27 protein-coding genes are annotated in these 25,857 nt (G+C 70.4%); 15 read left to right on the top strand and 12 right to left on the bottom strand.

Features of this window, described 5'->3' with window-relative positions:
• Positions 1-58: 58 nt before the first annotated feature.
• Positions 59-1,288, top strand: a complete 1,230-nt coding sequence (locus ACZ6Z4_RS05285) for an aminoglycoside phosphotransferase family protein (protein ID WP_465558358.1) — start codon at positions 59-61, stop codon at positions 1,286-1,288.
• On the top strand, positions 1,272-1,733 hold the full coding sequence (locus tag ACZ6Z4_RS05280) for a hypothetical protein (protein WP_465558356.1): 462 nt from the start codon (positions 1,272-1,274) through the stop codon (positions 1,731-1,733). Before ACZ6Z4_RS05285 ends, ACZ6Z4_RS05280 begins: the two co-directional genes overlap by 17 nt.
• Positions 1,734-2,073: 340 nt before the next feature.
• On the opposite strand, the gene ACZ6Z4_RS05275 is transcribed toward ACZ6Z4_RS05280, so the two are convergent.
• Positions 2,074-3,453 carry an NAD(P)H-quinone dehydrogenase gene (locus ACZ6Z4_RS05275; protein ID WP_465558354.1) on the bottom strand — a complete coding sequence of 460 codons (1,380 nt, stop codon included), beginning with the start codon at positions 3,451-3,453 and terminating at the stop codon, positions 2,074-2,076.
• Between the two features lie 31 nt (positions 3,454-3,484).
• Between ACZ6Z4_RS05275 and ACZ6Z4_RS05270 the strand changes: the two genes are divergently transcribed.
• Together ACZ6Z4_RS05270 and ACZ6Z4_RS05265 are read left to right on the top strand one after the other, a co-directional pair.
• On the top strand, positions 3,485-3,946 hold the full coding sequence (locus ACZ6Z4_RS05270) for a gamma-glutamylcyclotransferase (RefSeq protein WP_363666352.1): 462 nt from the start codon (positions 3,485-3,487) through the stop codon (positions 3,944-3,946).
• A 21-nt stretch (positions 3,947-3,967) separates the two neighbouring features.
• Positions 3,968-5,620, top strand: a complete 1,653-nt coding sequence (locus tag ACZ6Z4_RS05265) for a phospho-sugar mutase (RefSeq protein ID WP_465558351.1) — start codon at positions 3,968-3,970, stop codon at positions 5,618-5,620.
• Between the two features lie 225 nt (positions 5,621-5,845).
• Here the strand turns inward: ACZ6Z4_RS05265 and ACZ6Z4_RS05260 are convergent, their stop codons facing one another.
• The 4 genes from ACZ6Z4_RS05260 to ACZ6Z4_RS05245 form a co-directional block, all read right to left on the bottom strand.
• Positions 5,846-6,298 (bottom strand): hypothetical protein, encoded by a 453-nt coding sequence (locus ACZ6Z4_RS05260; RefSeq protein ID WP_363666356.1) that lies wholly within the window; start codon positions 6,296-6,298, stop codon positions 5,846-5,848.
• Positions 6,299-6,476: 178 nt separating this feature from the next.
• Positions 6,477-7,409, bottom strand: a complete 933-nt coding sequence (locus ACZ6Z4_RS05255; protein ID WP_465558349.1) for a neutral zinc metallopeptidase — start codon at positions 7,407-7,409, stop codon at positions 6,477-6,479.
• 159 nt (positions 7,410-7,568) lie between these two features.
• Complete coding sequence (locus ACZ6Z4_RS05250; RefSeq protein WP_465558347.1) at positions 7,569-8,498, bottom strand: alpha/beta hydrolase; 930 nt, start codon at positions 8,496-8,498, stop codon at positions 7,569-7,571.
• An 81-nt stretch (positions 8,499-8,579) separates the two neighbouring features.
• Entirely contained in the window at positions 8,580-9,140 is a 561-nt protein-coding gene (locus ACZ6Z4_RS05245) for a PH domain-containing protein (RefSeq protein WP_465558345.1), read from the bottom strand.
• An 87-nt stretch (positions 9,141-9,227) separates the two neighbouring features.
• Between ACZ6Z4_RS05245 and ACZ6Z4_RS05240 the strand changes: the two genes are divergently transcribed.
• Genes ACZ6Z4_RS05240 through ACZ6Z4_RS05225 form a run of 4 tightly spaced genes read left to right on the top strand, consistent with a single transcriptional unit; the run spans position 9,228 to position 13,134 of the window.
• The gene (locus ACZ6Z4_RS05240) at positions 9,228-9,809 is read left to right on the top strand and encodes a mycothiol transferase (protein WP_465558343.1); all 582 of its coding nucleotides are present in this window, start codon (positions 9,228-9,230) and stop codon (positions 9,807-9,809) included.
• Between the two features lie 51 nt (positions 9,810-9,860).
• Entirely contained in the window at positions 9,861-10,829 is a 969-nt protein-coding gene (gene deoC / locus ACZ6Z4_RS05235) for a deoxyribose-phosphate aldolase (protein ID WP_465558341.1), read from the top strand.
• Between the two features lie 3 nt (positions 10,830-10,832).
• Complete coding sequence (locus tag ACZ6Z4_RS05230; protein WP_465558339.1) at positions 10,833-12,269, top strand: aldehyde dehydrogenase family protein; 1,437 nt, start codon at positions 10,833-10,835, stop codon at positions 12,267-12,269.
• Positions 12,259-13,134, top strand: a complete 876-nt coding sequence (locus ACZ6Z4_RS05225) for an aldehyde dehydrogenase family protein (protein ID WP_465558337.1) — start codon at positions 12,259-12,261, stop codon at positions 13,132-13,134. Before ACZ6Z4_RS05230 ends, ACZ6Z4_RS05225 begins: the two co-directional genes overlap by 11 nt.
• Before the next feature lie 84 nt (positions 13,135-13,218).
• On the opposite strand, the gene ACZ6Z4_RS05220 is transcribed toward ACZ6Z4_RS05225, so the two are convergent.
• Positions 13,219-13,968, bottom strand: a complete 750-nt coding sequence (locus tag ACZ6Z4_RS05220) for a class I SAM-dependent methyltransferase (protein WP_465558335.1) — start codon at positions 13,966-13,968, stop codon at positions 13,219-13,221.
• Between the two features lie 102 nt (positions 13,969-14,070).
• Here ACZ6Z4_RS05220 and ACZ6Z4_RS05215 point away from each other — a divergent pair, with 102 nt between their 5' ends.
• On the top strand, positions 14,071-15,099 hold the full coding sequence (locus ACZ6Z4_RS05215; RefSeq protein WP_465558333.1) for a S66 family peptidase: 1,029 nt from the start codon (positions 14,071-14,073) through the stop codon (positions 15,097-15,099).
• Between the two features lie 24 nt (positions 15,100-15,123).
• On the opposite strand, the gene ACZ6Z4_RS05210 is transcribed toward ACZ6Z4_RS05215, so the two are convergent.
• Together ACZ6Z4_RS05210 and ACZ6Z4_RS05205 are read right to left on the bottom strand one after the other, a co-directional pair.
• Positions 15,124-15,702 (bottom strand): hypothetical protein, encoded by a 579-nt coding sequence (locus ACZ6Z4_RS05210; RefSeq protein ID WP_465558331.1) that lies wholly within the window; start codon positions 15,700-15,702, stop codon positions 15,124-15,126.
• Between the two features lie 97 nt (positions 15,703-15,799).
• Entirely contained in the window at positions 15,800-16,873 is a 1,074-nt protein-coding gene (locus ACZ6Z4_RS05205; RefSeq protein WP_465558329.1) for a serine/threonine-protein kinase, read from the bottom strand.
• A gap of 52 nt (positions 16,874-16,925) precedes the next feature.
• Between ACZ6Z4_RS05205 and ACZ6Z4_RS05200 the strand changes: the two genes are divergently transcribed.
• Complete coding sequence (locus ACZ6Z4_RS05200) at positions 16,926-17,465, top strand: RNA polymerase sigma factor (protein ID WP_363666378.1); 540 nt, start codon at positions 16,926-16,928, stop codon at positions 17,463-17,465.
• Between the two features lie 113 nt (positions 17,466-17,578).
• Here the strand turns inward: ACZ6Z4_RS05200 and ACZ6Z4_RS05195 are convergent, their stop codons facing one another.
• From ACZ6Z4_RS05195 to ACZ6Z4_RS05185, 3 genes are all read right to left on the bottom strand, one after another.
• Positions 17,579-18,964 (bottom strand): S28 family serine protease, encoded by a 1,386-nt coding sequence (locus tag ACZ6Z4_RS05195; RefSeq protein WP_465558326.1) that lies wholly within the window; start codon positions 18,962-18,964, stop codon positions 17,579-17,581.
• A gap of 127 nt (positions 18,965-19,091) precedes the next feature.
• Entirely contained in the window at positions 19,092-20,360 is a 1,269-nt protein-coding gene (locus tag ACZ6Z4_RS05190; protein ID WP_465558324.1) for a sensor histidine kinase, read from the bottom strand.
• Positions 20,357-21,049 carry a response regulator gene (locus ACZ6Z4_RS05185; protein ID WP_184803563.1) on the bottom strand — a complete coding sequence of 231 codons (693 nt, stop codon included), beginning with the start codon at positions 21,047-21,049 and terminating at the stop codon, positions 20,357-20,359. The genes ACZ6Z4_RS05190 and ACZ6Z4_RS05185 overlap by 4 nt, the downstream gene beginning before the upstream one ends.
• A gap of 127 nt (positions 21,050-21,176) precedes the next feature.
• On the opposite strand from ACZ6Z4_RS05185, the gene ACZ6Z4_RS05180 reads away from it, so the two are divergent.
• The 5 genes from ACZ6Z4_RS05180 to ACZ6Z4_RS05160 are packed head-to-tail and all read left to right on the top strand — an operon-like array spanning position 21,177 to position 25,329.
• Positions 21,177-21,461, top strand: a complete 285-nt coding sequence (locus ACZ6Z4_RS05180) for a hypothetical protein (RefSeq protein ID WP_465558322.1) — start codon at positions 21,177-21,179, stop codon at positions 21,459-21,461.
• A complete protein-coding gene (locus ACZ6Z4_RS05175; RefSeq protein WP_465558320.1) occupies positions 21,458-22,471 on the top strand; it encodes an AAA family ATPase in 1,014 nt (337 codons plus the stop codon). The genes ACZ6Z4_RS05180 and ACZ6Z4_RS05175 overlap by 4 nt, the downstream gene beginning before the upstream one ends.
• Positions 22,468-23,424 (top strand): DUF58 domain-containing protein, encoded by a 957-nt coding sequence (locus ACZ6Z4_RS05170; RefSeq protein WP_465558318.1) that lies wholly within the window; start codon positions 22,468-22,470, stop codon positions 23,422-23,424. Before ACZ6Z4_RS05175 ends, ACZ6Z4_RS05170 begins: the two co-directional genes overlap by 4 nt.
• Complete coding sequence (locus ACZ6Z4_RS05165) at positions 23,421-24,368, top strand: VWA domain-containing protein (protein ID WP_465558316.1); 948 nt, start codon at positions 23,421-23,423, stop codon at positions 24,366-24,368. Before ACZ6Z4_RS05170 ends, ACZ6Z4_RS05165 begins: the two co-directional genes overlap by 4 nt.
• Before the next feature lie 16 nt (positions 24,369-24,384).
• On the top strand, positions 24,385-25,329 hold the full coding sequence (locus tag ACZ6Z4_RS05160; RefSeq protein WP_465558314.1) for a S1C family serine protease: 945 nt from the start codon (positions 24,385-24,387) through the stop codon (positions 25,327-25,329).
• 60 nt (positions 25,330-25,389) lie between these two features.
• On the opposite strand, the gene ACZ6Z4_RS05155 is transcribed toward ACZ6Z4_RS05160, so the two are convergent.
• Positions 25,390-25,806, bottom strand: coding sequence for a PRC-barrel domain-containing protein (locus ACZ6Z4_RS05155; protein WP_465558312.1), 417 nt, complete (start codon positions 25,804-25,806; stop codon positions 25,390-25,392).
• Positions 25,807-25,857 lie beyond the last annotated feature (51 nt).

The raw sequence follows: 25,857 nt of genomic DNA, 5'->3' as shown, positions 1-25,857 counted from the left end.
AGAGCCTTCTCAGAATCGGTTCATTGGGGACTCATGGTGGCCCGGCAGTGTTCTGGGTATGGCAGACCACGAGGCGTTGGAGCTCCTGACCGGGGTGACCGCGGGCGAGATCCTCGGCGCCGCCGTCGAGGCGGGCGGCGGGGAGCTGCTGTCGTGGCGCTCCACTGAAGTGGCCCACGGCAACAACTCCGCCACCGTCGCGTACCGTACGACGATCCGCTGGGCGCACGGCGAGACCGAGGAGATCCTCGGCGCCACGGCCGGCGGGGAGATCCCCGCGGGCGCGACGGTGGTCGGGGCTGACGACAGCCACACCGTGGGTGTCTGGCGGGCGGCGCACGATCCTTCTCTTCCTGGTCTTCGTGGCGCTCTCGACCCTGCTGGTGTCTCCGCGCTCTTCAACCGCTGCGGCCTCGGCGACCACCCGGTCTCGCTGAAGCTCCGCGCCTACCGACCGCTCCGGCGCGCCGTCGTGGAAGCGTGGACGCCGACCGGTCGCCTGTTCCTCAAGGTCGTCCCGCCCGCGCAAGGCGAAGCGCTCCACAGCCGCCACCGCCTGCTCACCAACGCCGGCGTCCCCTCCCCGCGCAGCCTCGGCTGGACCGACGACGGCCTCGTCGTCCTCGAGTCCCTCCCCGGCCGCACCCTCCGCTCAGCCCTGCGATCCGGGCCCGTGGCAACCAACCCGGCCGCCATCACCGCCCTGCTCGACCGCCTCCCGACCGAGCTTCTCGACAACCCCCGCCGAACCTCCTGGCTCGACCGTACGCCGTACTACGCCCGCTCGATCGGCAACGTCCTCCCCGACCTGGCCACGTGGACCTCCGACCTCGCCACGTCGATCGTTGCCGAGAGCACCGTCGGCCCCACCGTCCCCGTCCACGGCGACCTGTACGAGGCCCAGCTCCACGTCGACCACACCGGCGCCATCGTCGGCCTGCTCGACATGGACACAGCCGGCCCCGGCGACCGCTTGGACGACCTGGCCTGCATGCTCGGGCATCTCGCCGTACTGGCCCAGGTCCTCCCCCAGCACGCCGCGGCGATCAATGCCCTGACCGCCCGTTCCCTCACCACCTTCGACACCCAGACCGACCCCGGCCAACTCCGCCTGCGAACCGCCGCGGTCGTCCTCTCCCTCGCCACCGGCCCGCACCGAGTGCAGGACCCCGGCTGGCAACAAACCACCCGGCAGCGCGTCGCCCTGGCCGAAAGCTGGTACGACGCCGCCCACCGGGCCACCCGAGTAACCCACGATGAAAGGAACCACCATGTCAGCCACGCGTAAATGGGCCGTAGTAGGCACCGCCGCCGCCATCTCCGCCATCGGCATCGGCACCGCCGCGTACGCCGCCCCCGCAGACCTGAACGACCCCGCAAAGGCCACCCCGACCCCCACCCTCACCCAGGACACCCCCACCCAACCGACCGCCGCCGCCCCCGCAGCCCAGTCCGCCGACACCCCCGGCGAAACCGCCAGCACCAACACCCCCGGCGAACCGGCCTCCGCCGACACCCCCGGCGAAACCGCCAGCACCAACACCCCCGGCGAACCGGCCTCCGCCAACACCCCCGGCGACACCGCCTCCGCCAACACCCCAGCCGGCGCCACCTCGGCCAACACCCCCGGCGACACGAACTCGGTCAACACCCCGAACGACACCAACTCCACCAACACCGCCAACTCGGCGAACACCCCCGGCGACACCAACTCGGCAAACTCCCCGAGCTGACCCACCCGCAACCTCCCGTGCCCGGCCCGGCCCCCTCCGGCCCGGGCACGGGCGCGCAGGAACGGTGCAAGTACTGAGAGACACACCCGCGACCACCGCCCAACCAACAACCTCAGCCACAGCGGACAACCACCGAAGCCAAAGGTGTGCAGGGCAATGGCCCACCCCAAGGTGACGCCTGCTGACTTCTCGCCCGAACAGCGCGCCTGTACTTGGCAAGCAACGGAGGCAGGCGAGAAGTGCACAGGCGGCACCTACCCGCACCCAACCGCAAACCCGTAGCCGGCGCCGCGAGGCCCGAACCACCCGCACCCGACCTACGTACGCCAACCCCAGCCGGTCAGTTCCTCAAATGCAACCGCCGCGCAGCCTCAGCAATAGACCCGGTAACCGACGGATACACCGTGAACGCCTGTGCCACCTGATCAACCGTCAGCCGCCCAGCGACAGCCAGCGAGATCGGATGAATCAGCTCCGAAGCCCGCGGCGCCACCACAACCCCACCCACGACAATCCCCGTGTTAGGCAAGCAGAACAGCTTCACGAACCCATCCCGCACACCCTGCATCTTCGCCCGCGCATTGTCCGCCAGCGGCACCTTCGCGACCATCGCCGTACTCCCACCAGCATCCAGCGTCGCCTGCGTCAGCCCCACCGTAGCGATCTCCGGCGCCGTGAAAACGTTCGACGAAACCGTCGACTGATCCAGCGGCGCAACAGCGTCACCCAAAGCGTGCGACATAGCGATCCGCCCCTGCATCGCCGCCACCGACGCGAGCATCAGCACCCCCGTGCAGTCACCGGCGGCATAGACCCCACGGCTAGAAGTCCGCGACACCCGATCGACCGAAATGAACCCCCCGTCGTCGAGCGACACGCCCGACTCGACAAGTCCCATGTTCTCCGTGTTCGGCAGCGATCCAACCGCCAGCAGCGCATGCGACCCATGCACCGTCCGCCCGTCCGTGAGCGTCACGACGACGCCGTCGCCCTGCCGCTTCACCGACTCCGCGCGCGACCGACCAAGCACCGTCAACCCCCGCCGCCGGAAAACGTCTTCCAAGACCGCGGCAGCATCAGCGTCCTCACCGGGCAGCACCCGATCCCGCGAGGACACGAGCACGACCTCGCTCCCCAGCGCGTCGTACGCACTGGCGAACTCCGCGCCCGTCACACCCGACCCGACCACGATCAACTTCTCCGGCAGCTCCTGGAGCTCGTACACCTGCTCCCAGGTCAGAATCCGCTCCCCGTCAGGCTCAGATCCAGGCAGGATCCGCGGCCGCGCCCCCGTGGCGACCAGTACGACGTCCGCCTCCAGGCGCTCGTCGCCGACGACAACCGTCTCCGGCCCGTCCAGGCTCCCCCGCCCGTGGATCAGCCGGATCTTCTCGTCCGCGAGCCGCCGGGCAATGCCGTCCGACTGCGCCGCGGCGAGCGCCTTGACCCGGCTGTTGACCACGTTGAACTCGACGCTGACCGAGTTGGCCGGGTCGTCGTCGCCGTCGTCGACCCGCAGGCCCAGCTCGCCGGCCTCCTCCACCTCGGTCATCACCTCCGCGGTGGCGATCAGAGTCTTGCTGGGGACGCAGTCGGTGAGCACGGCCGACCCGCCGATCCCGTCGGAATCGACAACCGTCACCTCCGCTCCCAGCTGGGCGGCCGCACTCGCCGCTTCGTACCCGCCAGGACCGCCACCGATGATCACAACTCGCGCCACGAGAGGCCATTGTTCCGTATCCTGTGATCTCGTGACCCTGTACGCCGCGTTTGCGTCGAATCTGGACCCGAATCTGATGGCCGATCGGTGCCCGTACTCGCCTCTGCGCGGGACCGGGTGGATCGTCGGCTGGCGCCTCACCTTCGGTGGGGAGGAGCTCGGCTGGGAGGGTTCGATGGCCACTGTCGTCGAGGACCCGGCCGACCCGACCAACCAGGTCTTCGTCGCCCTGTACGACGTCAGCCCGAAGGACGTCGAGCGGCTGGACGAGTGGGAGTGGATCGACCAGGGCGTCTACCGCAAGATCCAGGTCCGGGTCCAGACCCTCGACGGCACCCAGCTGGCCTGGATGTACGTCCTGAACGCCTACGAGGGCGGCCTCCCGTCGGCCCGCTACCTGGGCATCCTGGCGGAGGCCGCGGAGGCAGCAGGCGCCCCGGACGACTACGTAGCGGACATCCGCGCGAGACCCTGCCAGTCCTCAGGTCACTGACGTACCGGGCGGTATCGTGCGGTGGTGACCGTCAACGATGCCGTTCTGATCCGTACTGCTGCTGAGGCCTGGCTGGCCGAGGACCCCGACGCGGACACCCGCGCCGAGCTCCAGGCGCTGCTGGACGCCGGGGAAGACGCCGAGCTGGCCGATCGGTTCTCCGGGAAGCTGGAGTTCGGTACGGCGGGCCTGCGCGGCGCTGTGGGCGCCGGGCCGAACCGGATGAACCGGGTGGTCGTGATCCGCGCCGCCGCGGGCCTGGCGGCGTACCTGAAGGCGAACGGGCTCACCAACGGCCCGGTGCTGATCGGGTACGACGCGCGCCACAAGTCCGACGTGTTCGCGCAGGACACCGCCGCGGTGATCCGGGGCGCGGGGCTCGACGCCGTGCTGCTCGACCGCCCGACGCCGACGCCCGTCGTCGCGTTCGGGATCCCGCACCTGAAGGCGGTCGCGGGGGTTGTGGTGACCGCGTCCCACAACCCGCCGCAGGACAACGGCTACAAGGTGTACCTCGGCGACGGCTCCCAGATCGTTCCGCCCGCGGACCACGAGATCGCCGCGGCCATCGATGCGGTCGGCGCGCTCGCCGAGGTCCCGCGCGGCGACGACTGGCAGACCGCCGGCGACGACCTGCTCGACGCCTACCTGTCCCGGATCGCCACCCTCGTCCCCGGCGACGCGCCGCGCGACCTCAAGGTCGCCTACACCCCGCTGCACGGCGTCGGCCGCCTGCTTGTCGAGGACGCCGTACGCCGGGCCGGCTTCGCCGCGCCGGCCGTCGTCGCGACGCAGGCCGACCCGGACCCGGACTTCCCGACCGTCGCCTTCCCGAACCCGGAGGAACCCGGCGCGATCGACGCGGCGCTGGAGCTCGCACGCGCCGAGGGCGCCGACATCGCGGTCGCGAACGACCCCGACGCGGATCGTTGCGCGGTCGCCGTACCGGATCCGGCGGCCGACGGTGGCTGGCGGATGCTGCGCGGTGACGAGCTCGGCGCGCTGCTCGGCGAGTTCCTCCTGTCGGGCGGGCCGAACGGGGTCGCCGCGTGCTCGATCGTGTCGTCGTCGCTGCTGGGCAAGATCGCGGCGTCGTACGGCGTGCGTTACGAGGACACGCTGACCGGCTTCAAGTGGATCGGCCGGGTGCCGGAGCTGGTCTTCGGGTACGAGGAAGCGCTCGGCTACTGCGTCGATCCGGCCGCGGTGAAGGACAAGGACGGCATCTCGACCCTCGTCCGCGTGCTCGAGCTCGCGGCCCGCGCGAAGGCCGACGGGCGCACGCTGCTCGACCTGCTGGACGATCTCGCGAAGAAGTACGGGCTGCACGCGACCGACCAGCTCTCCGCGCGGGTCGAGGACCTGAGCCTGATCGCCGCCGCGATGGATCGCCTGCGCGCGACCCCGCCGACGTCGCTCGGCGGCCACACCGTCGACCGCGTCGACGACCTGAGCGAGGGCAGCGCGCACCTGCCCCCGACGGACGGCCTGCGCTACACGCTCTCCGAGGGCGCGCGCGTCGTCGTCCGCCCGTCCGGCACCGAGCCGAAGCTCAAGTGCTACCTCGAGGTCGTCATCCCGGTCACACAGGACGATGTCCCAGCAGCTCGTACGAAAGCAGCCGAAGAGCTCGCCGCGATCAAGCAGGACCTGGCAGCAGCCGCCGGAATCTGAGCGAGCGCAGCGAAGCGCCCGGGACCGCAGGCCCAGCCAGCACCTGAGCGAGCGCAGCGAAGCGCCCGGGACCGCAGGCCCAGCCAGCACCTGAGCGAGCGCAGCGAAGCGTTCGGGGCGCCGGCTCATCCGCCCCACCACGCAAGCCGAAGGGCCCCTCGCAGAGGGGCCCTTCGGCTTGCGTGTTCAGTTTCAGGGAGCACCTGGCGGGAGACTCCCTGGGGACTAGCGAACCGCGGCGGCTTCCTGCTCGGCCTGCTCGGAGCGCAGCGAGCTCTGCAGCGACGAGTGCAGGATCCGCAGCGTGCTGGTGGACTGCATCAGCGCGTCGCGCTCGTCGGGGTTGCGGTTGGCCAGCGCGGTGATGTCGTTGATGCTCGCCTCGATCCGGGCGATCCGGTCGGCGACGGTGCCTTCCTGGCTGCTGGCGCGGCGGATCGCCTCGGACGTGACCGTCCAGACGTCCTCCTTGTCGTTGGTACGGCGCGACAGGTCGACCATCTGGCCGAGCGCGGCGAGATCGCTGTCGATCTGGCTCCGCTCGACCGGCACCGTGATGCCCGCGGTCGACTGACGGAGCCGGGTGACATGCCCGGACAGCTCCGACCAGCTGCACTTACCGCTCTTGATCTTGTCCAGCACCTTGGTGTACTCGGTGTTGAACTCGTCGTAGTTCACTGTCCTTGACTCCTGCCGTTCGACGTTCGACCCAGACTCTAAGGCGTGCGGACCCGAAACACGGTAACCACACGATCGCAGATCGTGCACGTGTCGGCAAAACGCGAAGGCGCCCGGAGAGCCAACGCTCTCCGGGCGCCTTCGTTACGTGTCTTTACCGAACCGAATCCGCCGGTGGTCAGGCGATCCGGGTCGCCGGGGCCGACCAGGTCTGGCAGCTGCCCGGGTGGGTGTTCTTGCCGTTGCCGGTGAAGCCGGCCAGCGACCAGAAGTTGTGGTTGGTCCACGAGCCGTGGTCACGCGGGCCGCCCGGCATGTCGCCGGAGTGCGAGACGACGTACTTCCACTCGGTCAGTAGACCGCCGCTCATCGGGTAGTACGCCTTGTTGGCGCCGATGTAGGCCGAGCCGAGGCAGGACGCCTGCAGCTCACGGCGGCGGCTCTCGGCCAGCGCCGCGTCGTACGTCATGTGGCTCGAGCGCCAGAACGAGGCCGTGATGATGCCGGTCATGCTCTGCACGTGGTGGCCGTACTCGTGCGCGATCGTGTTGGTCGCGTAGGCGACGGTGTACGTCGGGTTCTGCGCGTACCAGGTGACCAGCTGACGCCACGGGATGTAGATGGTGCCGCCGCCGGTGGTGCAGTAGAACGAGACCCAGCCGGTGACCTGGCCGCAGCTGGTCTTGACCGTGTTGTAGCCGTGCACGACCAGGCCGGGCTTGACGTCCCAGCGCGCGCCCATCCGCCACAGGTTCGGCTTCCAGGCGGCGTACAGGCAGCGGACGAGCTCGGACTCGAAGTACCGGACGTTCGCCTCGGTGTTCAGCGCGACGTTCGGCCGCTTGCACTTCGACGCCGCGATGTTGCCGGTGCCGTAGAGCTTGTTGTTCTTGACCGCCTTCAGCGCGCTGGCGGCGTTCCAGCCGGCGTCGCGGCCGGAGTCGGGCACGATCAGCGGGGTGTCGATCTCGCCCGGCGTCGGCCGGACCGCGGTGGCCCCGGACGGCGAGGACTGCGCCGCCTGGGCGTTCGGCATCGCGAGCACCGCGCAGCTGGCCAGGGCGACGGCGCCGGCCAGGACGCGCAGCTTCTTGCTGGAGAGATAGTTCATGCGCTCCACTCTCGAAAACTGGGGGGACATACCGGAGACATCCTGGATCACCCAGAGGTTCACCCCGGCCTGAACACGGGGTCCGACGCAGGATCCCGGCGTGAAGTTCCCCTCATTTGTCCGCTTCCTGCCACTGCGTCAGCCCGTGGCTGCGCTGGGTCAGCGGTTGCCGAGGCGTCCGCCGAGGAAGCGGAGCTGCTCGGGCAGCATCCGGCGCCAGTAGCCGGCGGTGTGCGTGCCGGGCTGGATACCGCCTTCCGCACTCAGGTCGTCGCGCAGCTCGCGGACGGCATCGGCGAACGGGTCGTCCCGGCCACAATCGATGCGTAAGGCAACATTTTCCAGCTGTCCGGCCTCGATCTCGTACGCCGCGAAGTCGGCGACGCCGTCGAACGCACCGGGAGCAGTGTCGCCCACGGTCGCCCACAGGGCCGGGCTCAGCGCCCCGGCGGCGACGACCTGGCGCCCGCTCTCGCGATCCCCGCCGCCCTGCTGACCGTTCTCATGATCCCCGCCGCCCTGCCGACCGCTCTCCCGCGCCGCGAGCAGCGCGCCGTACCCGCCCATCGACCACCCGAGGACGCCGTACCGGTCGACCAGCAGGCCGCGTTTCGCCAGCAGGGGAAGGAGTTCCGCGGTCAGCATCCGCTGCGGGTCCTCGCCGGTGGAGCGCCGGTGCCAGTACGAGTCGCGGCCGCCGTCGACGGTCGCGAGCGCGAACGGCGGCGTACCGGACCGGACGGTCTTGGTGAGGTACCGGTCGATGCGGAGATCGTTGAGCGCGGAGGTGTGGTCGCCGCCGCGACCGTGCAGGACGAGCACGACCGGGAGGGCTGCGTCAGGGCGCCGGCCGTGCGGGTAGACGACCGACCAGCCGACCGTCGTACGCCGTGCGGCGGAGTCGAAGGTGCCGCTGATCACCGGTCCGGCAGGGACGTCGGGGACCACACCGTCGTCGCCGGTGAGGCCGAGTGCGGTGTGGACGCGGGCCCGGCCCGGGAGGACGCCGGTCTCCAGGCCGCCGATCCCGGCAGCACCGAGACCCGCGAGCGAGAGCAGAACGCGGCGCCGGGTCAGTCGTGAAGTCACACGAGATCGGACGCCACGAAACGCGGTGGGGTTCGTGGCCGGTCGCCGCTGGGCTCTAGCGGAGCAGTCGCCGCGCGAGTTCTAGCGGAGGATCTGGGCGATCACCGCAACGACCACCAGTACGCCGGCGATCGCCAGTTCCGGGACGGCCCAGGTCGTGACGACCTCGCCCTCGGCGGTGGCGGCGTGCCGCTCGCGGTGGTTGTCGATCCGGTCGACGACGAACTCGGCGCGGCTGATCGAGTTCTCGGCGCCGAGCTTGCGGCCGCCGACGCGGCTCTTGCGCAGGTCCTTCATCACCAGCTGGACGCCGGGGCAGCGGATCCGGCCGGCGCTGGTGTGCACGCGCAGGATGTCGGTGACGTCGGCGTCCTCGATCCGGTGCCACGGGACGTGGTGGTCGCGGATGTGGTTGCGGATCAGCAGGCCGTCGGGACGCAGCGTGACCGAGGGACGCACCAGGCCGACGTACGCGACGACCATCAGCAGGCCGATCAGCGCGGCGACCAGCAGACCGCCCGTCGTCCGCCACTCCAGCACGATGTCGAGCAGCCCGGCCAGGCCGATCACCATCACCACGACGCCGGTGATGCGGTTCGACTGGGACAGGTACTGCTCGTTCTCGGACACCTTCGGTTTCACCCGGACAAGGTAGCCGCTCGGGCCCAGCCGAACGAGCGGAGGCTACACGGACGGGGATCGTCCGGGTACGGCGTTAGCGTGCTGTGCATGAGCGAACACGACAGCGACACCCCGTGGGAGCCGCCGATCGCCGGTACCGAGGTCGAGCACCTGCTCGGCGCGCTGAACCGGCTCCGGACGACGTTCCGGTTCAAGGCCGACGGCCTGGACTCCGAGGGCCTGAACCAGCGGATCGGCAAGTCCTCGCTGAGCCTCGGCGGGCTGCTGAAGCACCTGGCGCTGCACGAGGACTACACGACCCGGGTCAAACTCCAGGGCGGCAAGGTCGGGTCGCCGTGGGAGGAACTGGCCCCGGACGGCGACGACTGGGAGTTCGAGACCGCGGCGCAGGACTCGCCCGAGCAGCTGTACGCGCTCTGGGACGACGCCGTCGCACGATCGCGTCAGGTCGTCGCGGAGGCGCTGGCGAACGGCGGGCTCGACCAGGACGCGCACGTCTCGTGGCCGGACGGCCGGCATGCGAGTCTGCGCCGCCTGCTGTTCGACCAGGTGGAGGAGTACGGCCGGCACACCGGCCACGCCGACCTGCTCCGCGAAGCCGTCGACGGCCGGACCGGCGAGGACCCGCCCGACGGCTGGCGTCCGAGCTCAGGTACTTACAAATTCTGAGTAAGACCTGCGACCACACAGGTGTCAGAGGTAAGCCCTAGACTCGGAGAGGTGACGACTACCGACAGCTCCCCCGGCGCAGGGGTGGACAGCCTCGCCGACGTGACCTCGTCCGAGGACCGGTTGCGCCGGTTCCTGCTCGGTCTGCCGGGTGTCGACCAGGTCGGCGCCGAGGCGCGGGCGGCGACGCTGAGCACCCGGTCGATCAAGACCACCGCGAAGGCGTACGCGCTCGACCTGGCGATCCAGATGATCGACCTGACCACGCTGGAGGGCCAGGACACCCCGGGCAAGGTCCGGGCGCTGTGCGCGAAGGCGCGCCGCCCCGACCCGGCCGACCCGACCGCGCCGCAGGTCGCCGCGGTCTGCGTCTACCCCGACCTGGTCGCCACCGCGAAGTACGAGCTGAAGGGCTCCGGGATCAACGTCGCCAGCGTCGCGACGGCCTTCCCGAGCGGCCGGTCCAGCCTGGCGATCAAGATCCAGGACACCAAGGACGCGGTCGCCTCCGGTGCCGACGAGGTCGACATGGTGATCGACCGCGGTGCGTTCCTGTCCGGCCGGTACGGGCTGGTCTTCGACGAGATCGCCGCGATCCGCGAGGCGGCCGGCGACGCGCACCTGAAGGTGATCCTGGAGACCGGCGAGCTGGTCACCTACGACAACGTACGGCGCGCGTCCTGGCTGGCGATGCTGGCCGGCGCCGACTTCATCAAGACCTCCACCGGCAAGGTCTCCCCGGCGGCGACGCTGCCGGTGACGCTGGTGATGCTGGAGGCGGTCCGCGACTACCACGAGGCGACCGGGCTGCACATCGGCGTCAAGCCGGCGGGTGGTATCCGGACGGCGAAGGACGCGATCAAGTACCTGGTCACCGTCAACGAGACGGCCGGACCGGACTGGCTGGACCCGGAGCTGTTCCGCTTCGGGGCGTCCAGCCTGCTGAACGACCTGCTGATGCAACGCACCAAGCTGGCCACCGGGCACTACCCCGGCCCCGACTACTTCACGCTGGACTGAGGCATGAGCAGATTCGAGTACGCCCCCGCGCCGGAGTCGCGCGCGATCGTCGACATCAAGTCGTCGTACGGGTTGTTCGTCAACGGCGCCTTCACCGAGGCGACCGACGGCAAGCCGTTCAAGACCGTCAGCCCGGCGTCGGAGGAGGTGCTGGCCGAGGTCAGCGAGGCCGGCCCGGCCGACGTCGACAAGGCCGTCCGCGCCGCCCGGCGCGCGTACGAGAAGGTCTGGGGCCCGATGGCGGGCCGCGACCGCGCGAAGTACCTGTTCCGGATCGCCCGGCTGATCCAGGAGCGGTCCCGCGAGCTGGCCGTGCTGGAGTCGCTGGACAACGGCAAGCCGATCCGCGAGTCCCGCGACGTCGACCTGCCGCTGGTGGCCGCGCACTTCTTCTACTACGCCGGCTGGGCCGACAAGCTCGAGTACGCCGGGGCCGGCGCCGACCCGCGGCCGCTCGGTGTCGCCGCGCAGGTGATCCCGTGGAACTTCCCGCTGATGATGCTGGCCTGGAAGATCGCGCCGGCGCTCGCGGCCGGCAACACCGTCGTACTGAAGCCGGCTGAGACGACCCCGCTGACGGCGCTGGCGTTCGCGGAGATCTGCCAGCAGGCCGACCTGCCGCCGGGCGTGGTGAACATCATCACCGGCGCCGGCCGGACCGGGCAGGCGCTGGTCGAGCACGAGGGCGTCGACAAGGTCGCGTTCACCGGCTCGACCGCGGTCGGGCGGGCGATCGCCCGCTCGGTGGCGGGCACCGACAAGAAGGTGACGCTGGAGCTCGGCGGCAAGGCCGCCAACATCGTCTTCGAGGACGCGCCGATCGACCAGACCGTCGAGGGCATCGTCAACGGCATCTTCTTCAACCAGGGCCACGTCTGCTGCGCCGGTTCGCGGCTGCTCGTCCAGGAGAGCGTGTACGACGAGGTCCTGGCCCGGCTGAAGCGCCGGATGGGCACGCTGCGGGTCGGCGACCCGCTGGACAAGAACACCGACATCGGCGCGATCAACTCCGCCGAGCAGCTGGCCCGGATCCGCGAGCTGTCGCAGATCGGCGAGGACGAAGGCGCCGAGCGCTGGTCGCCCGAGTGCGAGCTGCCCACGCAGGGGTTCTGGTTCCCGCCGACCGTCTTCACCGGCGTCTCCCAGGCACACCGGATCGCCCGCGAGGAGATCTTCGGGCCGGTGCTGTCGGTGCTCACCTTCCGCACCCCGGCCGAGGCCGTCGAGAAGGCCAACAACACGCCGTTCGGGCTGTCCGCGGGCGTCTGGACCGACAAGGGCTCCCGGATCCTGTGGATGGCCGACCAGCTGCGCGCCGGCGTGGTCTGGGCGAACACGTTCAACCGCTTCGACCCGTCCTCGCCGTTCGGCGGGTACAAGGAGTCGGGCTACGGCCGCGAGGGCGGCCGCCACGGTCTGGAGGCCTACCTTGCCCACTAAGTCCGACGCGCGGCTGGACGTGCGCAAGACCTACAAGCTGTACGTCGGCGGCGCCTTCCCGCGCAGCGAGTCGGGCCGGTCGTACGTGGTGAACGATGCCAAGGGCAAGTTCCTCGCCAACGCCTCGCAGGCCTCCCGCAAGGACGCCCGGGACGCGGTCGTCGCGGCCCGCAAGGCGTTCGGCGGCTGGTCCGGGCGGACGGCGTACAACCGCGGTCAGGTGCTGTACCGGATCGCCGAGGTGATGGAGGGCCGGCACGACCAGTTCAGCGCCGAGGTCGCCGCCGCCGAAGGGGTCTCGGTCGCCAAGGCCCGCCCGCTCGTCGACGCCGCCATCGACCGCTGGGTCTGGTACGCCGGCTGGGCCGACAAACTCGCCCAGGTCGTCGGCTCCAGCAACCCGGTGGCCGGCCCGTACTTCGACTTCTCGGTGCCCGAGGCAACAGGTGTCGTCGCGCTGCTGGCGCCGCAGGACTCCAGCCTGCTGGGCCTGACCAGCGTCCTCGCGCCGGCGATCGTCTCCGGCAACACCGCGGTCGTCGTCACGTCGTACGAGCGCCCGATCCCCGCGATCACCCTCGGCGAGGTGATGGCCACGTCCGACGTACCGGGCGGGGTGGTCAACATCCTCACCGGCTCGGCGTCGGAGATCGGCCCGTGGCTCGCGTCCCACCTGGACGTCAACGCCATCGACCTCTGCGGCATCGAGGACCCCGAAGAGGCCCGCGACCTCGAGGCGGCGAGCGCCGAAAACCTCAAGCGAGTCCGCCGCCCCGCGGAAGAGGACTGGCAGGAGTCTCCGGGCCTGTCGCGCCTGACGCAGTACCTGGAACTGAAGACGGTCTGGCACCCGATCGGGGTCTGACCACCAACGGCCGGGGTTGTGGACAAAGCCCCGGCCGCGCAGGCCCTCCCTTGTAAACTCAACAAGGAAGGGCAGATGGCGGCGTCAGTCGGGCCGACGCGCAACGGCTAGCAGCGACCCGCCCGCCGGCAACGGCAGTCCTGCTTTGATCAGCACGTTCTCCAGCTGCATCGCCTTGTAGCAAACGGCGTTGAGTGGGGCCGCCATGCCTAGTTCGCCTTCTACGTCGGCGGACTGTTTCTTCGTGAGGCGGGCGGCCATCATCGCGGGGAGCAGAACGGAGACGAAGGACGTGATCCTGACCGGCTCGAAGCCGGCGTCCTGGAGCTCCTGGGTGAGGTCGCGGCGGGTGTAGCGCTTGACGTGGTGGGCGGCGACGTCGGCGGCGCTCCACAGCCACTGGTGCTGGGGGACGGTGATCAGGACACCGCCGCCGGGGCGGACCGCCTGGAACATGCCCTTCAGTACCGCGGGGGCCTCCTCGACGTGCTCGATCACGTCGAAGGCGCCCGCGACGTCGAACTCCTTCTCGTACGGGTTCTGCGTCGCGTCGAGCTGCCGCAGTTCGATGCCGGCGGGCATCCGGACGCGCGCGTTGACCAGGCCCTCCTCGAACAGCTCGGTGCCGACGAGGTGCCAGTCGGGGTGGAGCTGGCGCACCCGGTCGAGCACGTACGCGTTCCCGCAACCGAGCTCGAGGAACGAGCGGGCGTGCGGGAAGTACTTGTCCAGCGCCCAGTTGATCAGGTCGCTGCGCCCGCGGTACCAGAAGCTGTTGGCCTCCAGTGCGAAGAGCTTCTCGAAGATCGCCGGGTCGTACCCGCCACTCGCCATGCTGCAACCTATGCCCCCACGGCCGTGCGCGGGAAGGGTTTCGGACAAGTCCATCCGGTAACTGCGGTGCGGTGAAGCTGGACGGCGCTTTAAGGTCAGCGCATGATCTTTGCTGCGAAGCCGAAACCTGGGGATCGGGTTGCCGTGGTCTCTCCGTCGAGCGGGTTGCCGGGGCTGTTTCCGGCGCCGTACGAGCTGGGGCTCGAGCGGCTTCGCGGGTTCGGGCTGGAGCCCGTGGAGTATCCGACGACCCGGAGGATGGGGAGCTCGGCGGTCGAGCGGGCCGCGGATCTGCAGGCGGCTTGGGCGGATCCGTCGATTCGGGCGGTGTTCGCGAGTATCGGCGGGGATGACCAGATCACGGTGCTGAAGCATCTCGATCCGGAGGTGTTCCGGGCTGATCCGAAGCCGTTCTTCGGGTACTCCGACAACACGAACCTGCTGAACTTCCTTTACTCGTTGGGCATTCCGGCGTTTCACGGCGGCAGTGTGATGGTGCAGCTCGGGCGGGGTGGAGCAATGCACCCGGACACCGAAAAATCGATGCGTGCGGCAATCTTTTCGTCGGGGGCGTTCGAGCTGACGGCCGCGGCAGGGTGGACCGATCGCGATCGGGACTGGGGTGATCCGGCGACGTTCGAGTCCGCGCCGGAGTTGTCGCCGGGGACCGGGTGGCAGTGGTCTGGACCATCAACGCCGGTGAGTGGACGGCTGTGGGGTGGGTGCTTGGAGATCCTCGACTGGCAGCTCGCGGTGGGGCGGTGGATGTTGCCGAGCGATCAGTACTCCGGGGTGCTGTTCCTGGAGACGAGTGAGGAGATGCCGTCGGCGACTCAGGTTCATCGGATTCTGCGGAACCTGGGCGAGCGTGGGTTGCTGGAGCGGTTCGAGGCGGTGCTGTGGGCGCGGCCGAAGGCGTGGGAGCTCGGTCATCAGCTGTCGCGCGAGGAGTCGGAGGCGTTCGTTGCCGAGCAGTACGACGTCGCGCGCAGCACGGTCGCGGCGTACAACGAGGATGCGGTGTTCGTGAGCGGGCTGGACATCGGGCACACGGATCCGCAGCAGGTCCTTCCGTACGGCGGGTTGGCCGAGCTGGATCCGGCAGCGGGCCGGATCACCGTGACGTACTAGCCGCCGGTCCGGCAGCGGGCCGCCTCAGCGGATCTCCGTGCGGGTGAGCGCCGGATTGGGGTCGGGGTAGCACTTCACCGGGGACTTGATCGTGACGAACTTCCACTTGATCGTCGCCTGGAGATCGAGCCCGGGGTTGTCGAAGCTCGAGCCCTGCAGCTTCGTCTCGACGACCCCCGATCGCCCGGCCTTCAGGTGCACGGTGAGCTGCGGCAGCTTGTACGACGCCCCGCCGGCGATCGGGCCGGCGACGCGCAGCGTGGCGACCCCACCAGCGGCCTGGATGCTCGGGGTCGAGTTGAGCCCGGAGCCGCCGGAGAGCCAGGCCGACACGTACTGCGCGTTGGCCGGGATCGGGATCCGCAACGAGAGGTCGCGGACCTCCTTCAGCTTGAAGCCCTTCACCTCGCCGGGGAGCGAGCCGGGCTTCAGGTCGACCACGACGTAGAAGTGCGCGCCGGGCCGGACGACGGTGGGCGCCTTGGCCTCGGCGCCCTGGCGGAGCGAGAGTTGATGCTGGCCGAACTTGGTGTCGGCCCGGCAGGCGTAGCTGACCGCCGAGCCCGCGGCTGAGGCGGGGAGGGGTACCAGGACGAGTCCCATAACCATCACGGGAGCCAGAAACTTCCGCAGAGTAGTCATACGATTACTCTAAGCAGCCATCTGCCGGGTTGGCGCCTGCCGTCTCAGCCAGTGAGCGTCAGCGTCCGGCCAGGTACCAGGCGCCCACGGCGGCGGCCGCGAAGACGACGGGCACGAGCACCACCAGCAGAAGACCTCTGAGGAACCTGCCTCGGCGGCGAGGTGCAACAGGAACCTCAGACGAACTACCAAGGGTTGTGTTGATCTCATCCTGCTGGCCGACCGTCGTACGCAAGGACGCGAGCAGCGGCGCCTCCTGCTCCAACCGGTAGGCCTCCGCTTCCAGGCGTTCGGCGAGCGTGTGCGCCTGCGCCCAGCGGTCGCCGACGCGGTAGGCCAGCGCGCGCCTCAGCAGCTCGTCGACCTGGCCGACCGCGTCGTGCAGCAGCGGCTGCAGGCTCGGCGGGTCCTGGTCGGGGTCGCGGCCGACGACATCGGTGATCGATGAGGCCACGAACGGCGCGCGCCCGGTCAGCAGCGCGTACGTGACCGCGCCGACGGCGTACACGTCAGCCCGCTCGTCGAAGCCACCGTCACCTCGCCCCTGCTCGGGGGCCATGTACGACGGCGTACCGACCGCCTCCGTCAGCCCGGACGCCTCTGCGGCCCGCTTCGCCAACCCCAGGTCCGCGAGCACGATCCGGTGCGTCCCACCGCCGGACTCGCTCCCACGCGCGTAGCCGTCCGCCGAACCGTCCGAGCCCCCGCCCGAAGGCCGCAGCAGCAAGTTCGCCGGGGTGATGTCCCGGTGCACCACACCCTCCGCATGCAGCGCCGCGACGGCGTGCGCGAGATCGGCGCCCCACCACAGCGCGTCGGCGGGGTCGAGCGGGCCGGCGGCCAGTACGTCGGCCAGCGTCCCGCCGCTCACGTAGTCCATGACGAAGTACGGCCGGCCGTCGTCGAGGGCGCCGAGGTCGAAGACGCGGACCACGCGGTCGCTGGCGATCCGCCGCATCAGCCGCGCCTCGGACAGGAACCGCTCGCGGACGTCGGCCCGGGACGCCCAGTTGTCGGCCAGCACCTTCACCGCGACGTCGACGTCCAGGTCGTCGTCGTACCCGCGCCAGACCGTCGCGAAGGCACCCGCGCCGATCTTCGACTGCAGGCGGTACCTCCCGATGGCATCCATCGAGACTATTGTCGGTGACAGAGAGGATCATGGCGAACACCCCTGGGGGAGCATGAACGACGAGTTGGAGGCGTTGGCGGTGCGGGCCGCGGGTGGGGACGAGGCCGCGCTGCCGGAGCTGCTGCAGGCGATCCGGCCGCAGGTGCAGCGGCGGGTGGCCAAGTTCCTGCCGTTCCGGGAGGACGCCGAGGAGGCCGCGCAGGACACGCTGCTGACGGTCGCCACCAAGATCCACACGTTCAAGGGGACCGGCACGTTCGCGGGCTGGCTGACGATCGTCGCCACGAACCAGGCCCGGCAGACCTACCGGACGCTGAAGCGGCGGTCGGTCGAGCAGTCGGCGGAGGTCCTGCCGGAGTCGGTGGACCCGCGGACGACGTCGGTGATCGCCGGTTCGCGTCTCGACCTGCTGGAGGCGCTGGAGCAGCTCGAGTCGAACCACCCGCAGCTCGTTCAACCGCTCGTACTGCGCGACCTGGGCGCGCTGACGTACGCCGAGATCGCGGAGGAGCTCCAGGTCCCGCTCGGCACGGTCAAAGCGCGCATCCACCAAGCCCGCAAGGAAGTCGCCCAGCGTCTCACCATCCGCTGACCGGCGGACACGCCCGCCCTGCAGTCGAGGGTCGTCTGCGGGTAGACCTTTCAAGTACCGGCCACCGATCGGGGGCCGGTACTTGAAAGGTTGTCGGTGAGGCCTGTCAGGTGTCAGCGGGCCTTGAACTGACGGGCGCCCGGGTCGATCGTCGTCTGCTGGGTCACCGGCTGGGCCGTGACGCCCATCCACTTCTGCAGGATCGAGGTCGCCTCGGTGCGCTGCGCGGCCGGCAGGCCGCTGATGTTCGAGCCGTGGTTGCCGCCGGGCTGCGTGTACCAGTGCGAGTCGCGCGTGCCTGGCCCGGGCGCGAACTTCTCCGCGCTCCACGGGTCGTTCTCGCCGTACACGAACAGCATCCGCCGGCCCTGCGTCTTCAGCCACAGGTCCACGTCGAGCATCGCGAACGGCTCGTGCCGCGGCTCGATCGCGTCCGGTACGGCGGCCGGTGCGTCGCCCGCCTCGCGGTAGTGCAGCAGGCCCTTGAGCCAGGTGGTCTTCGAGGCGACGTCGGGCCAGTTCAGCTGCTGGGTGGCCTGGAAGTAGTACGGCAGGAAGCCGGCCGTGCCCTCGTCGGAGTAGAAGGACCAGCCGGAGATCTGGTCGATGAAGTCGAACAGCTGCTGGTCGGTGGCGGCCGCCGTACCGGGGACGGACGGGCAGCTCGCCTGGGTGCTGTACTGCCAGAACGCGAACGGGGTGTCCAGGACCGCAGCCTCGAGCGCGCGGTCGGCCGAGCCGAACGTGCTCTCGTAGGTCAGGCCGTTCGCCGCGGCGTACTCCTTCAGCTTAGCCAGCATCGCGGGACGGCGGAGCAGGGTGTTGCGCTGCATGTTGCGCAGGGCGGTGTTGCACGCCGGGTCAGTCCCGGCCTGCTGGATGAACGCGACGTACGTGTCGGCCTTGTTGAACACGTCCTGCGGCGCGACGTACGCGACGGTGGCGTCGACGTCGTTCGGGTAGAACCGGCGGTGGTACACCGACGTCATGCCGCCCTTGGAGGCACCGGTCGAGACCCATTTCCCGGCGTACAGGGCCTTCTTGAACGCCTGGACGATCCGGTGGTGGTCGCTCGCGGCCTGCCAGATGTTCAGCTTCGACCAGTCCTGGCTCGCGGGCGTCGAGGAGTTGAAGAAGCGCTGCTCGACGTTCAGCTGGTTGCCGTCGACGAGCCGGGTCGGCTCGGCGGTGAACGCGCCGCCGACCCCGCCGTACCCGGTGGTGTGCAGGACGGTCGGGCGGGCGAAATCCCGGTGCCACAGGGTGATCCGCTGCTCGAACTTCTCACCGTTCGGTTTCCGGTGGTCGGCGGGCTGCGTGTACTTCAGCACGAAGAACGGCTTCCCGCTGACCACGCTGCTGCTCTCGATCCGCAGGCCCGGGATGGTCGCGAGCCGGGCCGCGACGTCGTCCACGGGCGCTGCGGCAGCAGGCGTCAGCGACGTTCCGATCAGGGCCGCGACGAGCACGGCGACAACACTGGCAACGAACCGGCGCATGACGGCTCCTCTGTTGGGGGCGAGCCCAAAGCCTAAGCCGGATCGGCTTCCCCGGGGAGAGGTTCGTCCACAGCCAAACGCCCGCTTCAGCCCCGCAGCCAGTACTTCAGACCCTCAGCCCAATACGTCAGGCCCGCGGCCCGAGCGGGTCCTCCTCCGCCGGCGGCGTCGGCGCCCGCCGGGTGTCGTTGGTCAGCGAGCGTTCCGGCAGCCACAGCACGAACGTGCTGCCGACCCCGACCTCGGAGTACAGCGAGACCGATCCCCCGTGCGACTCGACGATCTGCCGGACGATGGCCAGGCCGAGGCCGGCTCGGCGCTGGCCGGTGGAGGGCACGGTGGCGGGCGACTGGCGTTGGCCGGAGCGGAAGAAACGGTCGAAGACGCGGTCGGCGTCTTCCTCGGCGATACCGGGGCCTTCGTCGCGGACGGCGATCCAGGCCCAGCCGTTGCGGCTGCCGACGGCCAGGACGAGCTCGCTGCCGCCGCGGGCGAGGCGAACTGCGTTGGAGAGAAGATTGTCGACGGCTCGGCGCAACGCCGAGGCGTCACCAGCCGCGATCGGCCCCGGCGACAGCCGTCGTACGAGCCGGATCTCGCGGTCCGCGGCGAGCAGCGCGTACTCCTCGGCGGCCTCCCCCGCGATCCCGGCCAGATCCACGTCGGCGTCGACGAACGCCGGCGACGAGCGCCGCGCGGACGCGAGCAGGTCCTCGACCAGCCGTGTCATCCGCTGGATCGCCCGGGAGACGATCGCGGTCGCCTGCGCGCGGTCCTCCGGGGGCGTGTCGTCATGGGCCAGGACAGCGTCGACGTTGGCCTGGATCACCGCGAGCGGGTTGCGCAGCTCGTGCGACGCGTCGTCGACGAGCTGCCGTTGCGCGACGAACGCCGACTCCAGCCGGACCAGCATGTCGTCGACCGTGTCGGCCAGGTTGCGCAGCTCGTCGCGCGGCCCGTCCAGCGCGATCCGGCGGGACAGGTCGGTCGCCGAGATGTCCTGCGCGGTCGCGGTGATCGCCCGGACCGGCCGCAGCGCGCGCCCGGACAGCCACCACCCGGTCCCGAGGCTGACCAGGAACAGCACGCCCATCCCCGCCGCCGAGTAGTTCCGCATCGTCTGCAGGGTCTGGTAGTTCACCGCCGACTGGATGCTGGAGATCTCCGCGGCCTGGATGACGTAACCGGGCTTGAGCTTGATCTCCCCGTCGTGCTCGTAGGTGACCTTCTTGACCGTGATCGGGTCCAGCGGCTTGGGATCCAGGTACGCCGACAGCGCGAAGTACAGGCCGCCGAGCAGCAGCGCCGACAGCGCGATCAGCACCGCGGAGTACGTCACCGTGAGCCGGAACCGGATCGTCTGCGCCCAGCTGGGCAGCGACTGCGGAATCTTCATGTCTCACCTCTGAGCCGGTAGCCCCGGCCGATCACCGTTTCCAGCAAGGGATCCTCGCCCTCCTGGGTGAGCTTGCGCCGCAGGGTTCCGACGGTCACGCGGACGCTCTGCGTGAACGGGTCGGCGTTCTCGTCCCAGACGTGCTCGAGCAGCTCCTCGGCCGACACCACGTGGCCCGGCCGCGACATCAGGTATCGCAGTACGCCGAACTCCTTCAGCGTCAGCGGAAGCTCGCGCCCGGCCCTGGTCGCCAGGTGCCGCGCCGAGTCCAGCACCAGGTCGCCGACGTGCAACTGGGTCGACCCGTTCGTCACGTCGCGCCGCAGCAGGGCGCGGATGCGCGCCAGCAGCTCGACCAGCGCGAACGGCTTGGTCAGGTAGTCGTCGGCGCCCTCGTCGAGGCCGCGGACCCGGTCGGCCAGCGAGGCGCGCGCGGTCAGCATCAGCACCCGCAGCTCGCGCCCGGACGCGACCTCGATCTCGCCGCGGCGGACCGCCCGGCACAGGTCGAGACCGTTGGTGTCCGGCAGCGTGATGTCCAGGATCGCCAGGTCGTACGCCGTGGTCGCGAGCTTCTCGACCGCCTCGGCGCCGGTCAGCGCCGTGTCGACGGCGTAGCCGGCCCGGCCGAGTCCCGAGCGCAGCGCGCTGACCAGGCCTTCTTCGTCCTCCACCACCAGTAGTCGCACAGCCCAACCGTAGCGGCGGTCGCGGCGTGCTCAGGGATGCGCTTTCGGTGCGCTTTCGCTCCGCTTTCCGGCCGTTTTCGTGGCCGGGTGATGAATTGGTCGCACGATCCGATCAAAGGAGTGCCAGATGAACTTCCCCGGAAAGCGTGTCCTGCTCGGCAGCGCGGTCGCCGTCGCGGCCCTCGGCGTCGGTGGTTTCGCGTACGCCGCCGGCAACGACCCGGCGCCGTCGCAGGGGTACGTGACCGTCGAGGACGGCGCGACCACCCCGTCGGCCGATCCGAGCACGGGTCCCGGCCAGGGCAACAGCGCCCAGCCGCGCGACGGCAAGGACTGCCCCGAGAAGAGCGGCGGCCAGGCCCAGCCGTCGCAGCCTGAGCAGAGCCAGGCCAACCCCCAGGGCAACGCATGACCGCAGTACTCGAGCGGGCCCTCTTCGAGGTGAAGCGGGTCGTGGTCGGCCAGGACCACCTGGTGGAGCGGATGATGGTGGGCCTGCTGGCCCGCGGTCACTGCCTGCTCGAAGGTGTTCCCGGCGTCGCGAAGACGCTCGCCGTCCGGACGCTGGCGGAGGTGATCGGCGGCCGGTTCGCCCGGCTGCAGTTCACCCCCGACCTGGTCCCCGGTGACATCGTCGGGACCCGGATCTGGCGGCCGTCGGCGGAGGGGTTCGACACCGAGCTCGGTCCGGTCTTCGCGCACCTGGTGCTGGCCGACGAGATCAACCGGGCCCCGGCCAAGGTCCAGTCGGCGCTGCTGGAGGCGATGGCCGAGCAGCAGGTCAGCATCGGCGGCGTCAGCTACCCGCTGCCGGAGCCGTTCCTGGTGCTGGCCACCCAGAACCCGATCGAGTCCGAGGGCGTCTACGCGCTGCCGGAGGCACAGCGGGACCGGTTCCTGCTGAAGATCACCGTCGACTACCCGACGCCGCTGGAGGAGCTCACGATCCTGCAGCGGATGAGCTCGCACCGGCCGCACGCGAACGCCGTACTGACGCCCGACCTGGTCCGTGAGCTGCAGGAGGCCACCGAGGACGTCTTCGTGCACAACGCCGTCGCCGAGTACGTCGTACGGCTGGTGCACGCGACGCGGCAGCCGCAGCAGTACGGGATCAACGATCTCGGCGGCGTGCTGGAGTTCGGGGTGAGCCCGCGGGCGACCCTTGGGCTGGTCGCAGCCGGGCGGGCGCTGGCGCTGCTGCGCGGGCGGGACTACGTGCTGCCGGCCGACGTGTACGACGTCGCACACGACGTGATGGCGCACCGGCTGGTGCTGACCTTCGACGCGCTCGCGGACGGGGTCGACCCGCGCGCGGTGGTGTCGCGGGTGCTGCACGCGGTCGAGCAGCCGCACGTCGTACCGGCGGACGACGGGCCCGGGATCAACACCGCGCCGGGCTACGACGTGAGTGGCGCGGCATGACCAGCCGATCACCGGAGCCTGCTCCCGACCTGCTGGCCGGGCGGGAGCGGGCGCTGCGGTCGCTGGAACTGTCCGTCAAGCGGAAGCTGGAAGGCTTCGTGCACGGCGAGATCACCGGGTTGCGCAGCGGTCCGGGCAGCGAGCCGAACGAGGCGCGGCCCTACCAGGCCGGGCAGGACGACGTCCGGCGGATGGACTGGAACGTCACCGCCCGCTCGCTCGAACCGCACGTCCGGGCGCCGCTGGCCGAGCGCGAGCTGGAGACCTGGGCGCTGATCGACGCGTCGGCCAGCATGGACTTCGGTACGGCGCTGAGCGAGAAGCGCGACCTCGCGATCGCGGTGGTCGGAGCGGTCGGTCTGCTGGCCGACCGGCCCGGCAACACCCTCGGCGTCCGGGTGGCCCTGGGCAACCAGGTCCACAGGATCCCCGCCGCCGGTGGATCGGCCGCACTTCGCCGGACCTTCCGGACGTTGTTGTCGTTGCCCAGAGCAACACCAGGCGAGCATCCGGAGACAGATCTCGCCACCGCCGTCACCAGACTCGACCGAGAACACCCCAGACCAGGTCTCCGTGTGGTGGTCTCCGATTTTCACAGTACTGATTGGGGAGACGCGCTCAGGAGATTGAGCGCCCGGCACGAGGTGATCGCCGTCGAGGTGCTCGATCCTCGCGAGCTGGAGCTTCCCGAGGTCGGTCTGCTGACGGTCGTCGACCCCGAGACCGGGCAGCGGCGCGAGATCCAGACGTCCAGCAAGCGGCTGCGACGCCGGTACGCCGAGGCGATGCAGGAGCACCGGCAACAGACCACGCAGGCGATCCGCGCGTCCGGTGCCGCGCACCTCGTCCTGCGCACCGACACCGACTGGGTGCGCGACGTCGCCGCCTTCGCCGCCGCCCGGAAGCGGGCCGCGGCCCGCCGTACCCCTCGAGGGAGGACCGGTACCCGATGAGATTCGAGCAACCCCTGTGGCTGTGGCTGCTGCTGGTCGCCGCGGCGCTGGTCGTCGCGTACGTGGTCGCCCAGCGCCGCCGCAGCCGGTACGCCGTCCGCTTCGCGACGCTGCCGATGCTGGACAAGGTCGCGCCGAAGCGCCCCGGCTGGCGGCGGCACGCGCCGGCGTTCGCCTTCCTGGCCGCGATCGTCGTGCTGACGATCGCGATCGCCCGCCCGGTCACCGACGTCCGCGTCCCGCGCGAACGCGCGACCGTCGTGGTCGCGATGGACGTCAGCAACTCGATGGCCGCCACCGACGTCTCCCCCGACCGGTTCTCGGTCGCCAAGGAGGCCGCGACCCAGTTCGTCCGCGACCTGCCCGAGCAGTTCAACGTCGGCCTGGTCTCGTTCGCCCGGACCGCGACCGTGGTCGCGCCGCCGAGCACCAACCACCAGGCCACCGTCGACGCGATCGAGCAGCTCACGCTGACCGACAGCACGGCGATCGGCGAGGCCGTCCTGACCAGCCTGCAAGCGGTTCGCTCGCTGGACAGCCAGGCCGCCGAGGACCTGCCGCCGGCCCGGATCGTGCTGCTGTCCGACGGCGGCAACACCGCCGGGCGCCCGATCGACGAAGCCGCCCAGGAGGCGACGCAGGCCGGCGTACCGGTCTCGACGATCGCGTACGGCACCCCGGACGGCACCATCGACCTCGAAGGCCGGCCGGTGCCGGTCCCCGCCGACACCGAGTCCCTGCAGGGGCTGGCCGAGGCGACCAGCGGTTCCTTCTACGCCGCCGAGAGCGACCAGGAGCTGCGCGACGTCTACTCCGACCTCCAGTCGTCGATCGGCTGGACCACCGAGGAACGCGAGATCACCAACCTGGTGGCGGGAATCGCCCTGGCCGCGGCGCTGCTGGCCGGGCTGGCGTCGCTGCTGTGGTTCTCGCGGCTCCCGTGAGCACCAAGGAGCATCTGTGAGTCCTCATCTGGGTCATCCGTTCCGCGGGCCGCACTACCAGCCCGGCCCGCCGCCCGCCGTACCGCCGCCGGCCGACCGGTCCGGCGTCCCGTTCCCCGTCACCCCGGCCTCCGCCCCGCCGGCTCCCCCCTCTCCGGCTGCGGCACCTCAGGCCGGGGTGACGGCTCCACCTGCTCGCGTACGGCGTACCGGCCGCACGCTCGCCGCCGGGATCGCGCTGTCGATCCTGGCCGGCGGGCTGGCCGGGGCGGTGACCGGGAACTGGGGTGACGACAACCCGCCGGCCGCGACCGCACAGTTGCCGCAGGCATCGGCTCCGTCGGCCGCCGCGGGCGGCGGGTCGATCGCGTCGGCGGCCGCGAGCGTGCTGCCCGGCGTGGTGTCGGTCCGGGCCGGCCGGGCCACCGGCTCCGGTTTCGCGATCGATGCCGAAGGTCACGTGGTGACGAACGCGCACGTGGTGGAAGGAGCCCGCGCTGTCTCGATCGTGCTGTCGAACGGGCGGACGCTGGACACCGAGATCATCGGCGTCGACGCGGACAACGACCTGGCGGTCCTGCAGGTCTCCGGGAACGCGGCGGGCTCGGGACTGCGGTCGCTCCCGCTCGGCCGGTCCGCGGAGCTGAAGGTCGGCGACCCGGTGCTCGCCGTCGGGTCGCCGCTCGGGCTGGAGGGCACGGTGACGGCCGGGATCGTCAGCGCGGTGAACCGCCAGGCCCGGTTCGGCGACAGCGGCGCGCGGCAGACCGCGATCCAGACCGACGCGGCGATCAACCCGGGCAACTCCGGCGGCCCGCTGGTCAACGCGGCCGGTCAGGTGGTCGGCGTGAACACGGCGATCGCGACGCTCGGTACGTCCAGCCGGTCGGGCAACATCGGGATCGGTTTCGCGATCCCGGTCGACCGGATGACCACGATCGTGCGTGGCCTGATCGACTGATTCACTGAACACCTCGGCCCGCCGCGACTTTCCATGCCACGCGGCGGGCCGAGGCCTGTCTCAGTGCTGGTACGGCGGCTGCCGGTAGATCGAGCCGGGCGCCCAGAACGGGCCGATCTCGTAGTACTCGTAGACGCCGGTGAAGTAGTCCGGCGAGTCGGTCAGCTCCGGGTCGTAGCCCGGACCGCCGGCGACCTTCTGCTGGTCGCGGTCGATCACCACCTGGTCCTCGTCGACCGACCCGACGAGCTCGACCGGGATCAGCCGGGACTCCTTGCCGAGCCCGAGGAACCCGCCGTCGACCACCTCGAGCAGCCGCACCTTCGCCTCGTCGTGGTCGAGGAACAAGCCGTCGACCTTGCCGATCTTCTCCCCGGCCGCGTCGACAACGGTCCGGCCGCGGATGTCGTCGGCCGGATCGGCCAGAACCAGGTCCGTCGAGCCCAGCTTCACCAGGGCCACCTGCTGCTCAGTCATCGTCGTACTCCCTTCCGGCCCTCTGGTAGCCGGAAGCCGCCACGGTCAAAC

This window comes from Kribbella sp. NPDC104740 (genome assembly GCF_055583505.1).
This window is presented reverse-complemented; position numbering and strand designations above follow the sequence as displayed.

Coding starts and splice junctions, on each gene's coding strand:
- ACZ6Z4_RS05155 (WP_465558312.1), bottom strand. CDS start 25,806: ATGACTGAGCAGCAGGTGGCCCTGGTGAAGCTGGGCTCGACGGACCTG.
- ACZ6Z4_RS05215 (WP_465558333.1), top strand. CDS start 14,071: ATGATCTTTGCTGCGAAGCCGAAACCTGGGGATCGGGTTGCCGTGGTC.
- ACZ6Z4_RS05240 (WP_465558343.1), top strand. CDS start 9,228: ATGAGCGAACACGACAGCGACACCCCGTGGGAGCCGCCGATCGCCGGT.
- ACZ6Z4_RS05195 (WP_465558326.1), bottom strand. CDS start 18,964: ATGCGCCGGTTCGTTGCCAGTGTTGTCGCCGTGCTCGTCGCGGCCCTG.
- ACZ6Z4_RS05165 (WP_465558316.1), top strand. CDS start 23,421: ATGAGATTCGAGCAACCCCTGTGGCTGTGGCTGCTGCTGGTCGCCGCG.
- ACZ6Z4_RS05210 (WP_465558331.1), bottom strand. CDS start 15,702: ATGGGACTCGTCCTGGTACCCCTCCCCGCCTCAGCCGCGGGCTCGGCG.
- ACZ6Z4_RS05180 (WP_465558322.1), top strand. CDS start 21,177: ATGAACTTCCCCGGAAAGCGTGTCCTGCTCGGCAGCGCGGTCGCCGTC.
- ACZ6Z4_RS05280 (WP_465558356.1), top strand. CDS start 1,272: ATGTCAGCCACGCGTAAATGGGCCGTAGTAGGCACCGCCGCCGCCATC.
- ACZ6Z4_RS05175 (WP_465558320.1), top strand. CDS start 21,458: ATGACCGCAGTACTCGAGCGGGCCCTCTTCGAGGTGAAGCGGGTCGTG.
- ACZ6Z4_RS05255 (WP_465558349.1), bottom strand. CDS start 7,409: ATGAACTATCTCTCCAGCAAGAAGCTGCGCGTCCTGGCCGGCGCCGTC.
- ACZ6Z4_RS05205 (WP_465558329.1), bottom strand. CDS start 16,873: ATGGATGCCATCGGGAGGTACCGCCTGCAGTCGAAGATCGGCGCGGGT.
- ACZ6Z4_RS05285 (WP_465558358.1), top strand. CDS start 59: ATGGCAGACCACGAGGCGTTGGAGCTCCTGACCGGGGTGACCGCGGGC.
- ACZ6Z4_RS05230 (WP_465558339.1), top strand. CDS start 10,833: ATGAGCAGATTCGAGTACGCCCCCGCGCCGGAGTCGCGCGCGATCGTC.
- ACZ6Z4_RS05170 (WP_465558318.1), top strand. CDS start 22,468: ATGACCAGCCGATCACCGGAGCCTGCTCCCGACCTGCTGGCCGGGCGG.
- ACZ6Z4_RS05190 (WP_465558324.1), bottom strand. CDS start 20,360: ATGAAGATTCCGCAGTCGCTGCCCAGCTGGGCGCAGACGATCCGGTTC.
- ACZ6Z4_RS05220 (WP_465558335.1), bottom strand. CDS start 13,968: ATGGCGAGTGGCGGGTACGACCCGGCGATCTTCGAGAAGCTCTTCGCA.
- ACZ6Z4_RS05200 (WP_363666378.1), top strand. CDS start 16,926: ATGAACGACGAGTTGGAGGCGTTGGCGGTGCGGGCCGCGGGTGGGGAC.